This window comes from uncultured Sphingomonas sp., from assembly GCF_964235535.1.
GTDB lineage: Bacteria > Pseudomonadota > Alphaproteobacteria > Sphingomonadales > Sphingomonadaceae > Sphingomonas.
In genome coordinates, this window is record NZ_CAXSBH010000010.1 from 61,359 (window position 1) to 72,946 (window position 11,588).

Consider the following 11,588-nt stretch of genomic DNA (forward strand, 5'->3'; position numbering starts at 1 on the left):
CGCCCCCGCCCCTCGCCCCCGCCCCGCGCCTTCGCGCATTGAGACGGCGACGATGCGGCCGGCAGGTCGGCAACCCGGAAGCGCAAGGACGCATCGATGCTATCGCCGCAGGAAGTCGTCAGCCCGGAGGAGCGGGATCGGGGGCTCCGGTTTCTCCTGGTCGACGCCGCCGCGGCGACGGCGATCGGCGCCCTGAACAGCGGCGTGGTGCTCCTCGCGCTTGCGCTCCATATCGGGGCGACCGGGGTCCAGATCGGCATCCTCGCGGCGGTCCCGCTGCTCACCCAAATGCTCCAGGCCCCGACGGTCAAGCTGGTCGAGCATGTCCGCAAGCGGCGGCTGATCTCGGTCCTCGCGGTCTTCGGCGCGCGTCTGGCGCTGCCGGTCTATGCGATCGTCCCGTTCGTCGCCGACCGCGATGTTGCGGTCGCGGTCCTGATCGCCGCCGCGCTGGTCCATTACGGCCTGAACGCTGTGGGTGCGTGCACTTGGAACAGCTGGATGCGCGACCTGATCCCGCCCGAGCGCCTGGGGCGGTTCTTCTCCCGGCGCGCATTCTACGGCACGCTAGTCAGCGTGGTCGCGACGGTCGCCGCGGCGGGCGCACTCGCCCTCGCCGGAGAGTCGCGCGATGCCGGCGACCGCGTTTTCTGCGTGCTCTACTTGTTCGGCTTCGCCTGCGGTCTGCTCAGCACGGCGTCGCTGGCCCGGGTGCCGGAGCCGGAGATGCCGCCCCCCGGCCCGAATGCCCCGCTTCACCGCCTCCTCCGATATCCTTTGCGCGACCGGAACTTCCGCAACATGCTCCACTATCTCGCGAGCTGGCAATTCGCGGTGAACCTCGCGACGCCCTTCTTCACCGTCTATTTCGTCCGGGAACTCGGCTTTCCGATGAGCTTCGTGCTGATGCTGAGCGTGGTCAGCCAACTGGCCAACGTCGCCGTAATCCGCGGCTGGGGAACGCTCGGCGACCGGTTCGCGAACAAGTCCGTCCTCGCCACCGCGACCCCGCTCTTCATCGGGAGCATCCTGGGGATCAGCCTGACCAGCCAGATCGCCGGAACCGAGGCCCGTGTCGCCTATCTGGCCCTGCTCCATGTCATCATGGGGGCGGCGGGCGCGGGCGTCGGGCTGGCGTCGGGCAACATCGTGATGAAGCTCAGCCCGGCGGGATCCGCGACCAGCTACATGGCGACGACCGCATTGGTCGGCGCCGTCGCCGCGGGCCTGGCCCCGGTGGTCGGCGGGCTCACCGCCGACTTCTTCGCCCGCCGCCGCATCGCCCTTCATGTCGACTGGTCGAGCCCGCGCGGGACGAGCGAGGTGTTCGGCCTGATGTTCACGCGGTGGGAGTTCTTCTTCCTGCTGTCGTCGCTCCTCGGCCTGTACGCCCTCCACCGCCTGGCGAACGTCCACGAGCCGGGCGAGGTCGAGCCTCGCGAGGTAGTGGCCCATATCTGGACCAGCGCGCGCCGGACGCTGCGCAACGCGTCCTCCGTCGCGGGGCTGCGGCTGGCCGTCAGCTTTCCCGGCGCCGACCTGATCAAGTCGCGCGAACGCCGGCCGTTCGTGCTCGAGTATCTGTTCGGCCAGCACGGCGATAGTGGCAAGCCGGCGAGCCCCGCCGCGACGATCGGCACGCTTCTGGGCGCGTCGTTCGGAACCGCCCCGACCGACGACGGGATGGACGCGTTGCTGGCGGAGTTGCGGGAGGTCGAGAGACGCCGCGACTGACCCGATCCGACGCCGGCGGCCTAGGATGGCCACCTGCCGGTCGCGGCTTGCCGCATCATTTTCGTGACTTGGGACGAACAAGCCGCTTGATGGCGAACGGCCGGGACGGTAGCGAGGGATGATAACGTTCACACAATAAAGGTGGAGGGATGATGGTTAGATCTAGGGCGCTGCCGGCAGCCGTAGCGGCAGGTGCGATCGCGATCGCGATATCGGCCTGCACCCACCGTGACACGACGTCGTCCGCCGTCGTGGCGTCCGCCTCGTCCGCCTCGTCGGACACGACCGCGCTCTGGCCGATCGTCAAAAGCCGCGTCGCGCGCGATCCGGCGGTGGAAGCGCGCATCGACCGGATGGTGGCGGGCATGACGCTGGAGGAGAAGGTCGCGCAGACGATCCAGGCCGAGGCCGCCGTGATCGCACCTGCCGACGCAGGACGCTACAAACTCGGCTCCGTTCTCACCGGCGGCAATGGCGGCCCGGGCGGCGTCGAAAAAGCGCCCGCCCTCGAGTGGCTCAAGCTCGCGGACGCCTATTGGGATGCGTCGCGCGCCGGTGTGCCTGCCGACAAATGGATCCCGATCGTGTGGGGCATCGATGCCGTCCACGGCCACGCCAACATCGTCGGCGCGACCATCTTCCCGCATAATATCGGCCTGGGCGCGACGCGCAATCCAGAGCTGATGCGTCGGATCGGCGAAGTCACCGCGCGCGAGATGGCGGTTACCGGCATCGACTGGACCTTCGCCCCCACGCTGGCGGTCGTTCGCGACGACCGCTGGGGCCGCATCTATGAAGGCTTTTCCGAGGACCCGGAGATCGTAGCCTCCTACGCCGGCGCGCTCGTGGAGGGGCTGCAGGGGCGCCCGGGCACGTCCGAGTTCATGGGACCGGGCCGGGTATTCGCCACCGCCAAGCATTTCGTCGGGGACGGCGGCACGGCAGGCGGCAAGGACCAGGGCGACAACCCGGCCAGCGCCGCCGATATCGCGCGCATCCACGGCGCAGGCTATCCGCCCGCGATCGAAGCGGGCGTGCAGTCCGTGATGATCTCGTTCTCCTCGATCCGGGGCGTGAAGACGACGGGCGACCGCGATCTCATCACCGGCGCGCTCAAGGAACGGATGGGCTTCGATGGCTTCACGGTCGGCGACTGGAACGCGCACGGCCAAGTGCCCGGCTGCACCGTCCAGTCCTGCGCGGCCGCGATCAACGCCGGCCTGGACATGTTCATGATTCCGACCGACTGGAAGCCGCTATACCAGAACACGCTGGCCCAGGCGCGTTCGGGCGAAATCGGGGCCGCGCGCCTCGATGATGCGGTGCGCCGTATCCTGCGCGTCAAGATCCGCTCGGGCCTGTTCGAGAAGCCCAAACCGTCGCAGCGGCCCCTCGCCGGTCGTCTCGATCTGTTGGCCGCGCCCGAGCACCGCGCGGTCGCGCGCCAGGCCGTGCGCGAGTCGCTCGTCCTGCTCAAGAACGCCGGTAAGGCATTACCTATCCGCGCGACGGCGAACGTGCTCGTCGCGGGCGATGGGGCCGACGATATCGGCAAGCAGTCGGGCGGCTGGACGCTCAATTGGCAGGGCACGGGCAACACTAACGCCGACTTTCCGAACGGCCAGTCGATCTTCGCCGGCATCCGCGACGCGCTCGGCGCTTCGGGCGGCCGCGCGACACTGAGCGTCGAGGGGCGCTACACCGCCAAGCCCGACGTCGCGGTCGTGGTCTTCGGGGAAGGCCCGTATGCGGAGTTCGTCGGTGATCGGCAGACGTTGGAGTACAGCCCTTCGGATAAGAAGGACCTGGAACTCATGCGCCGGCTCAAGGCCGCCGGCATCCCCGTCGTCGCCGTGTTCCTGTCGGGTCGCCCGATGTGGGTGAACCCGGAACTCAACGCGTCCGACGCGTTCGTCGCCGCATTCCTGCCCGGCAGCGAGGGCGGGGGCGTAGCCGACGTACTCGTCGGTGATCGCAATGGCCGCGCGCGGAGCGATTTCCGGGGCAAGCTCTCCTATTCCTGGCCCAAGCGCGCGGACCAGACACCGCTGAACCGGGGCGACGCGAATTACGATCCGTTATTCGCCTATGATCACGGCCTGACCTATGCGAGCGCCGGCGACCTACCGCGCTTGTCGGAAGATCGCCCAGCGGGCGTCGCGGCCGGCGCGGACGGCATCCTGTTCGGACGCGGACGGCTGCCCGCAGGCTGGTCGCTCGACCTGGCGCAGGAAGGCGGGCCCACCGTGGTCGTCACCGGGCCCACGGGGGCGACCGGCGAGAACCGCGTCCGCGTTTCGGGCGTCGATCGCCGCGCGCAGGAGGACAGCCGCCTGTTCACCTTCGATGGCGCGGGCGTCGCCACCGCGCGGATCAGTGCGCCGCGACCGCTCGACCTCACCCGCGAGGCGAACGGAGAACTCCACCTCATCGTCGACTACCGCGTCGATGCGGCTCCGACGGGCGAGGTGCTGCTCGGAATCGACGACGCGACCGTGCCGATCACCGGCTTCGTCCGCGCGGCCAAGCCCGGCCAATGGACGACGCTCAGCGTGCCCCTGCAATGCTTCGCGCGAGGTGGGGCGAACTTCCAGCAAGTTCTGGCACCGTTCGTGCTGCGCACCGGCGGGCGCTTGCGGATGGCCGTGTCCGACATCCGCCTCGCGCATCCGGGCGGATCGCTGTCGATGCAGTGCGGCCGGCCCTGAACGACCGAGGTGCCGGGGGCGCCGGGTCGCGGAACCGACCCACCTCCGTCGGCCCCGCTGCGGACGGTTCTGTTCCCGCCCGGCTTGTCCTATATCCCGCTGATGGCCGTTGCCCTCCTCCTCGCCGCATTATCGATGACGCTGATCGTCGGGGTGCGCTACCTGCTCGTCTCGGGCGGATTTGCGCTGGCGACTCGGCTCCGGCATCCGCGGCTCTATGCCGGGCTCGACGCTCAGGTGCGGCGCGAGATCGGGTGGAGCCTCGCCTCCGCCGCGATCTACGGCGTGCCCGCCGGGCTCGTCATGTGGGGCTGGCGCGAGCGGGGGTGGACTCGTGTCTACACCGACATTGACGCCTACCCGCTCTGGTGGCTGCCCGTGTCGGTGTTCCTGTATCTGTTCGCGCACGATACCTGGTTCTACTGGACGCACCGCTGGATGCACCGGCCGGGGCCGTTCAAGCTCGCGCACGCCGTCCATCACGCCAGCCGCCCGCCCACAGCCTGGGCGGCGATGGCGTTCCACCCGGTCGAGGCGCTGACCGGCGCTGTGGTAATTCCGCTACTGGTGTTCGCGATTCCGATACACATGAGTGCGCTCGGGTTGGTGCTGGCGGTGATGACGGTTATGGGCGTGACCAACCATATGGGGTGGGAGGTGTTTCCTGCGTGGATGTGGCGGGGGCGGCTGGGGGGCTGGCTGATCACCGCATCGCATCACCAGCGGCACCATGAACGCTACGGGTGCAATTATGGCCTTTATTTCCGTTTCTGGGATCGGCTCTGCGGCACCGACGGCGGCGTCGGCGACTTCGCCAAGGCGCATGCGCAAGCCGCTCGCCGTGCTGGCGACGACAGGAGCGTTTCTCCTGCTGGGCGCGGCGACGCCGGTCGGGCGGCTTGACGTCGCGGTCGCCGGGCTTCGGTCCGCGAACGGCGTGATCCGGCTCTGCCTTACCGCCAGTCCCAAGGCGTTTCCCGCGTGTCACAACGACGCGCTGGCGGTGCGCCGCAATGCCCCGGCCGGCTCGCCGCTCCTCGCCTTCGACGGCCTGCCGCCCGGCGACTATGCCGCCGCGGTGATGCATGACGAGAATGGGAACAAGCGGCTCGACACCTTCGCGGGCATCCCGCGCGAGGGGTTCGGCTTCTCGCGCAACCCGGTCGTCCGCTTCGGCCCGCCGCGCTTTTCCGCCGCGCGCTTCACGGTCGTGGGTGCGGCGAACAGACAACAGGTGCGCATGCGCTACATGTTCTGACGGGCACGGGGCGGACCCGGGGAGGCCGGATGCGCGTTCCCGTCTTCGAAACGACACAGATTAGGAAATCCGCCTTGCGTCTTATCGCCCCCGTCGTCGCCGGCGTCATCCTTATAGCCCAGCCCGCGTTCGCGCAGGATACCGGCCCGGTCGCCGCGCCACCCGCCGACAACGACCGTACGCGCGTGACGGTCGGCCTCGGCGCGGTCAGCCTGCCCGATTACGACGGCGCGGACACCAACGACATCATCCCCGGCGCGGTCGCGGTCGGGCGGATCGACGGCTACGACTTTTTCACGCGCGGCACCCAGCTCTATGTCGACCTGGCGCGCGATCCCCCGGGCCCCGGTACCGGCTTCGAGCTCGGCGTCATCGGCGCGTTCCGGCGCGAGCGCGTCAGCAACATCGACGACCGACAGGTCCGCGCGCTCGGCAAGATCGACACCGCCTACGAAGCGGGGGCGTTTGTCGGCGTCTCGCGAACGGGCGTGATCATCAGCGATTTCGACACGCTGACCGCCCGCGTCGGCGTCGTCCAGGATGTCGGCAGTGCGCACAAGAGCTACGTCGTCACGCCCCAGCTCAACTACACGACCCCGCTCTCGCTCTCGACGCTCGTCTCGCTCGGCGTCGCGGCTGATTACGTCGGAAAGGGCTACGGCCGCACCTATTACAGCATCACGCCCGCCCAGACGCTCACAAGTGGGCTGCGTGCCTACGACGCGGGCGAGAGCGGGTGGAAGCAGATCAATTTCTCGCTGTTCGGCGTCCAGTCCCTGTCGGGCGACCTGCGCCGTGGCTTCGGCGTCGGCGGCGGTGTCCTCTATGGTCGCCTGCTCGGCCGCTACAAGAACTCGCCGATCGTTCGCGATGTCGGCGACAAGCATCAATGGTCGGTCGCCGGCGGCGTGACCTACACCTTCTAGCGGTCAGATCGTCGTGAGCGGCCCGGTGACGATCACCGGGCCGGTCGGCGCGCCCGTGGTCGATCCGCCGCGCGGCTCGATCGAGATCGCCAGCACGACCGTCGGCGACAGCCGCGCGCGAGCGCCCGGCGCGACCGCCAGCCGCGGCGCCCCAGCCCCCAATAAGCCCAATGACCGGGGAACCCCGTCCGCGGCGATCGTCCACAACTCGGCGACCCGGTCGGCGGGCAGTGTGATGGTACCCACCAACGTGATCACACCCGTTCGTCGGTCCACCGACGCCGCGAGCGGCTTCGCGTCGTCGGTCGGCGTCAGCACCGCCAGCAGCGGCGCGGGTCCGATGGCCGCTTGGGCAGACGGACGCGGCGGCAGGGTACGCTCGGGCTGGAGCACCAGCGCCGCGAGCAATCCCGCCGCCGCCAGCGTCGCCGCGCCCGCGACCCCGCGCCAGCGGTTTGCCGCCCGCCGGAATGACGGCACGCCGGGCCCGGACGATGCCGACCCCGGTAGGGCGGCGATGATCCGCTCCTCCAGCCCAGCGTCCGGCATGACCTCCGGCCACTGCGCGAACCATCCGGCGAACCTGTCGCGCCACCATTCGACCTCCAGCGCGAAATCGCGGTCGGACAGCACCAGCCTGAGCGCCTCGGCGCGCTCCTCGCCGTCCAGCAGGCCGAGCGCCAGTTCGCCGGCCGTGGCCCGGTCGTCAGGCGTCATCGGTCAGGCAAGCCCGCAACCGTGCCAGCCCGCGCCGGACCCAGCTCTTGACGGTGCCCACCGGCACCCCGCGCCGTCCCGCCAGCTCGGCATAGGTCAGCCCGCCGAAGAAGGCGGTGCGGATCGTTTCGCGCTGCGTCCCGTCGAGACCCTCGAGGCAGAAGAACAGCCGCCGCTCATGCTCCTCCACGAGGAGACCCGTCACCGCGTCGGGGCTGGGATCGGGGACCGCGTCCGCTTCCTCGCTTCCGCCCGACACGCGGTGGGGGTGCTGCCGACGCCAGTCGATCGCCCGGTTGCGCGCGATCGTCGCCAGCCAGGTGATCGGGCTGGCGCGCCCCGGTTCGAACGCGCCCGCGCGTTTCCAGATGATGAGATAGACTTCCTGCAACACGTCCTCGGCCGCCTCCCGCGTGCCGCAGATACGCAGGCAGATGCCGAAAAGCTTCGCGGAGGTCAGCCGGTACAGCCGCCCGAACGCGGCGCGGTCCTCGACGCCCGTCGCGACGATCGCGGCGACCAGCGCCGAGCGGTCGGAGTCCCGCTCCGTGGTCGTCGTCGCCGACTTCATCGACCGATGGGGTACCCGGAACGTACGGCAGCCGCAAATTATTTCCCGGCGGTTAACGGCCCTCGCATCCTTTGTAACGGCGGCGCGTACCTGCCCCGTGAAGGCGAGGGAAGAACTCGTCGCCTACGCAAGCTTTCGTACCGTTCAGGGAGGATTTTCATGCCGGACACCGCCGAAATGATTGAGGCGTTCGACGCCCGCGCCAAACGACGCGACTTCTTCAAGTCCGTGGTCGGTGCGGCGGTCGTCGGGGCTGGCGGTTTCGCCTTCGCCAACGCCGCGCAGGCGCAGGCCGGCCCGACCGACGCCGATGTCCTGAACTTCGCGCTCAATCTCGAATATCTCGAGGCGCAGTTTTACTCCTTCGCCTTCTTCGGGACCGGCCTCGCCAACTCGGACCTGACCGGCACGGGGGTGCGCGGCGAGGTCAGGGGCGGCCGCCAAGTCGCATTCAGCGACCCGATCGTTCGGCAATACGCCCGTGAGATCGCGCAGGACGAGATCGCGCACGTCAAATTCCTCCGCACCGCGCTTGGGGCCGCCACGGTGGCGCAACCGGCTATAGACATTCGCGGCGGGGCCGGCGGTCCGTTCGCCGCCGCCGCAGTCGCGGCGGGCGTGCCGAACGGCGCGAATTTCGATCCTTACGCCGATGACAATTCGTTCCTGCTGGGCGCGTACATCTTCGAGGATGTGGGCGTGACGGCTTATAAGGGCGCGTCGCCCCTTCTGACCAACAACGCGTTCATCGACGCGGCGGCGGGCATTCTGGCCGTGGAGGCGTTCCACGCCGGCATCGTCCGCGGCTCGCTCTACGCCCGCAGCGTCGCCGCCCCCGCGCTGCGCACCAACGCCGACCTGATCTCGAACGCCCGCGATTCGCTCGACGGGGCCACCGATCTCGACCAGGGCATCTCGCCTGTCGCGACCGCGCTCACCACCTCGGCGGGTACGACCACGGCGCTCGCGTCGAACTTCGTGCCTACCGACGCCAGCGGCATCGTGTTCAGCCGCACCACCGGGCAGGTGCTCAATATCGTCTATCTCACGCGAGCTGCCGCGACCGCGGGCGGGTTCTTCCCTGTCGGCGTCAACGGCCCCATTCGCAGCAGCGCCGCCAACTGAGCGTCCAGAGGAGTTATCATCATGAACAACAAGCAGAGCCTCCTCGACATGCTCGATCAGGCGGAAAACCAGCGGTCTGCGCGGCGCGACTTCATCCGGATGTGCGGCGGCGTCGCCGCGATGTCGGGTGGGCTGTCGCTGCTGAGCGCGTGCGGCGACGACGACAATGACGACGACGTCGCCGTGGTGGCACCCACCCCGACGCCGACCACCGCCGCGATCGGCGACGCCGACATCCTCAATTTCGCGCTGTCGCTCGAATATCTCGAGGGCAACTATTATTCCTACGCCGTTGCCGGCGCGGGGATCGCGACCGCGCTGCAGACGGGCGTCGGGACCCAGGGCGCCGTGGTCACGGGGAGCGGCAGCGGCGCGGCGCGCGCCGTCGCCTTCACCGATCCGGTGGTCGCGCAGTTCGCGCGCGAGATCGCCGCGGACGAGATCGGACACATCACCTTCCTGCGCGGCGCGCTCGGGGCCGCGGCCGCGGCTCAGCCGGCGCTCAACCTGTCCGGAAGCGCCAGCGTGACGATCGGCACCGGCACGGCGGTGGGCGCGTTCACCGCCGCGGCCCGCGCGGCGGGCGTGGTCGGCGCGAACGAGGTGTTCGATCCGTTCCTGAACGACGAGAACTTCCTGATCGGCTCCTACCTGCTGACCGATGTCGGGGTGACGGCCTACCGCGGCTCGGCCCGGCTGCTGTCCAACAAGACGGTGCTCGAGGCGGCGGCGGGCATCCTGGCGGTGGAGGCCTACCACGACGGCGTGATCCGCTCTTCGCTCTACGCCCGCGGCCTGGCGGCCCCGAGGATCTTCACGACCATCCAGCGGATCTCGGACACGCGCGACGGCCTGGACGGCCCGTCCGACCTCGACCAAGGCATCGGCACGGCCGCCGAGGCCAATCTGGTGCCGACGGACGCGAACAGCCTGGCGCTGGGCCGCACGGCCGAGCAGGTGCTCAACGTCGTCTACAACAACCGCGCCGCAGTCAGCCAAGGCGGGTTCTTCCCGGCGGGCGTCAACGGTGTGATCCGGACGAGCGGCGCGAACTAAGCTTTCAACGGAACGGGACGAGCCCGGACCGTTGAACGTAAGCGTCATGAACGCGGACAGGGCCGCTCCTTCGGGGGCGGCCCTTTTTCGTTGGCGCGCACTTCCCAAAAAGCGTATTCCCCCGCCATCCCCGGGGGAGCGCCGCGCCGCGCTTGAGAGGAGGGCAGGAGCCCTCGACCCGCCGAACCTGATCCGGTTGACACCGGCGTAGGGAGGGAGAGGCGGTGACACCCGTGCTCCCTCCACCAATGGAGAGAGCAGATGGCCGACATGCCCGCGCGTACTGAGATTGGCGTAACCACCGGCCCCATCCGGGGCTCGCGGAAAGTCCATGTCGGCCCGCACCGCGTCGCCATGCGCGAGGTGATCCTCGACCCGTCGTGCGGCGAGCCGCCGTTGCGCGTCTACGACCCGTCGGGCCCCTATACCGACCCCGCCGCCCATATCGACATCATGGCCGGCCTCCCCGAGCTCCGCCGTTCCTGGATCGAGGCGCGCGGCGACGTCGAGCCCTACGCACGGCGGGAACTCAAGCCCGAGGATAACGGCCAGCTAGGCCCGGACCGGAGCGGCGGCGTCCAGCCGTTCCCCAACGTCACGAAGCGCCCCTTACGCGCGAAGGTAGGCGCGAACGTCACCCAGATGCACTACGCCCGCCGTGGCATCATCACCCCCGAGATGGAATACGTCGCGACCCGCGAGAATCTCGGCCGCGACATGATCCGCGATCATGTCCGCGACGGCGAGAGCTTCGGCGCGGAGATCCCCGACCACGTCACTCCCGAATTCGTCCGATCGGAGATCGCGAGGGGCCGCGCGATCATCCCCAACAACGTCAACCATCCCGAATCCGAGCCGATGGCGATCGGGCGCAACTTCCTGGTCAAGATCAACGCCAACATCGGCAACTCCGCGGTCGCCTCGAACGTCGCGGCCGAGGTCGACAAGCTCGTCTGGTCGATCCGCTGGGGTGCCGACACCGTCATGGACTTGTCGACCGGCCGTAACATCCACGACACGCGCGAATGGATCATCCGCAACTCGCCCGTGCCGATCGGCACCGTCCCCATCTACCAGGCGCTCGAAAAGGTCGGCGGCGTCGCCGAGGAGCTGACCTGGGAGATCTTCCGCGACACGCTGATCGAACAGGCCGAACAGGGCGTCGATTACTTCACCATCCACGCGGGCGTCCGTCTCCCCTACGTTCCCCTAACCGCCAAGCGCGTGACCGGCATCGTCAGCCGCGGCGGCTCGATCATGGCGAAATGGTGCCTGAGCCATCACAAGGAGAGCTTCCTCTACGAGCGTTTCGACGAGATCACCGAGATCATGAAGGCCTATGACATCGCCTATTCGCTCGGTGACGGTCTGCGCCCCGGATCGATCGCCGACGCCAACGACGAGGCGCAGTTCGCCGAGCTCTACACGCTGGGCGAACTCACCCACCGCGCTTGGGCGAGCGACGTCCAGGTGATGATCGAGGGCCCCGGCCA

Annotated in this window: 10 protein-coding genes and 1 riboswitch; of the genes, 8 read left to right on the top strand and 2 right to left on the bottom strand. The window is 69.1% G+C overall.

Translation table 11 applies throughout. From position 1 onward, the window contains the following. The first annotated feature begins 96 nt into the window (after positions 1 to 96). The 5 genes from ACFE7F_RS05295 (at position 97) to ACFE7F_RS05315 (ending at position 6,626) form a co-directional block, all read left to right on the top strand. The gene (locus ACFE7F_RS05295; protein ID WP_375402801.1) at positions 97 to 1,734 is read left to right on the top strand and encodes an MFS transporter; all 1,638 of its coding nucleotides are present in this window, start codon (positions 97 to 99) and stop codon (positions 1,732 to 1,734) included. Between the two features lie 152 nt (positions 1,735 to 1,886). Then, positions 1,887 to 4,442, top strand: coding sequence for an exo 1,3/1,4-beta-D-glucan glucohydrolase (locus tag ACFE7F_RS05300; RefSeq protein WP_375402802.1), 2,556 nt, complete (start codon positions 1,887 to 1,889; stop codon positions 4,440 to 4,442). Between the two features lie 102 nt (positions 4,443 to 4,544). Continuing rightward, on the top strand, positions 4,545 to 5,345 hold the full coding sequence (locus ACFE7F_RS05305; RefSeq protein WP_375402803.1) for a sterol desaturase family protein: 801 nt from the start codon (positions 4,545 to 4,547) through the stop codon (positions 5,343 to 5,345). Beyond that, entirely contained in the window at positions 5,266 to 5,700 is a 435-nt protein-coding gene (locus tag ACFE7F_RS05310) for a DUF2141 domain-containing protein (protein WP_375402804.1), read from the top strand. The genes ACFE7F_RS05305 and ACFE7F_RS05310 overlap by 80 nt, the downstream gene beginning before the upstream one ends. A 74-nt stretch (positions 5,701 to 5,774) precedes the next feature. Beyond that, positions 5,775 to 6,626, top strand: coding sequence for a MipA/OmpV family protein (locus ACFE7F_RS05315; protein ID WP_375402805.1), 852 nt, complete (start codon positions 5,775 to 5,777; stop codon positions 6,624 to 6,626). A 3-nt stretch (positions 6,627 to 6,629) separates the two neighbouring features. Here ACFE7F_RS05315 and ACFE7F_RS05320 read toward each other — a convergent pair whose 3' ends face one another. Both ACFE7F_RS05320 and ACFE7F_RS05325 read right to left on the bottom strand, forming a co-directional pair. Further along, complete coding sequence (locus ACFE7F_RS05320; protein ID WP_375402806.1) at positions 6,630 to 7,343, bottom strand: anti-sigma factor domain-containing protein; 714 nt, start codon at positions 7,341 to 7,343, stop codon at positions 6,630 to 6,632. After that, a complete protein-coding gene (locus tag ACFE7F_RS05325; RefSeq protein WP_375402807.1) occupies positions 7,333 to 7,914 on the bottom strand; it encodes a sigma-70 family RNA polymerase sigma factor in 582 nt (193 codons plus the stop codon). The genes ACFE7F_RS05320 and ACFE7F_RS05325 overlap by 11 nt, the downstream gene beginning before the upstream one ends. A gap of 159 nt (positions 7,915 to 8,073) precedes the next feature. Between ACFE7F_RS05325 and ACFE7F_RS05330 the strand changes: the two genes are divergently transcribed. From ACFE7F_RS05330 to thiC, 3 genes are all read left to right on the top strand, one after another. Continuing rightward, positions 8,074 to 9,039, top strand: a complete 966-nt coding sequence (locus tag ACFE7F_RS05330) for a ferritin-like domain-containing protein (RefSeq protein WP_375402808.1) — start codon at positions 8,074 to 8,076, stop codon at positions 9,037 to 9,039. 21 nt (positions 9,040 to 9,060) lie between these two features. Continuing rightward, entirely contained in the window at positions 9,061 to 10,095 is a 1,035-nt protein-coding gene (locus ACFE7F_RS05335; RefSeq protein ID WP_375402809.1) for a ferritin-like domain-containing protein, read from the top strand. A 127-nt stretch (positions 10,096 to 10,222) separates the two neighbouring features. Continuing rightward, positions 10,223 to 10,313, top strand: a riboswitch (TPP riboswitch). Between the two features lie 43 nt (positions 10,314 to 10,356). Next, positions 10,357 to 11,588, top strand: a 1,232-nt coding sequence (thiC, locus tag ACFE7F_RS05340) for a phosphomethylpyrimidine synthase ThiC (RefSeq protein WP_375402810.1), incomplete at its 3' end; no start/stop codon positions are given.

Coding starts and splice junctions, on each gene's coding strand:
- ACFE7F_RS05295 (WP_375402801.1), top strand. CDS start 97: ATGCTATCGCCGCAGGAAGTCGTCAGCCCGGAGGAGCGGGATCGGGGG.
- ACFE7F_RS05300 (WP_375402802.1), top strand. CDS start 1,887: ATGGTTAGATCTAGGGCGCTGCCGGCAGCCGTAGCGGCAGGTGCGATC.
- ACFE7F_RS05305 (WP_375402803.1), top strand. CDS start 4,545: ATGGCCGTTGCCCTCCTCCTCGCCGCATTATCGATGACGCTGATCGTC.
- ACFE7F_RS05310 (WP_375402804.1), top strand. CDS start 5,266: ATGCGCAAGCCGCTCGCCGTGCTGGCGACGACAGGAGCGTTTCTCCTG.
- ACFE7F_RS05320 (WP_375402806.1), bottom strand. CDS start 7,343: ATGACGCCTGACGACCGGGCCACGGCCGGCGAACTGGCGCTCGGCCTG.
- ACFE7F_RS05325 (WP_375402807.1), bottom strand. CDS start 7,914: ATGAAGTCGGCGACGACGACCACGGAGCGGGACTCCGACCGCTCGGCG.
- ACFE7F_RS05330 (WP_375402808.1), top strand. CDS start 8,074: ATGCCGGACACCGCCGAAATGATTGAGGCGTTCGACGCCCGCGCCAAA.
- ACFE7F_RS05335 (WP_375402809.1), top strand. CDS start 9,061: ATGAACAACAAGCAGAGCCTCCTCGACATGCTCGATCAGGCGGAAAAC.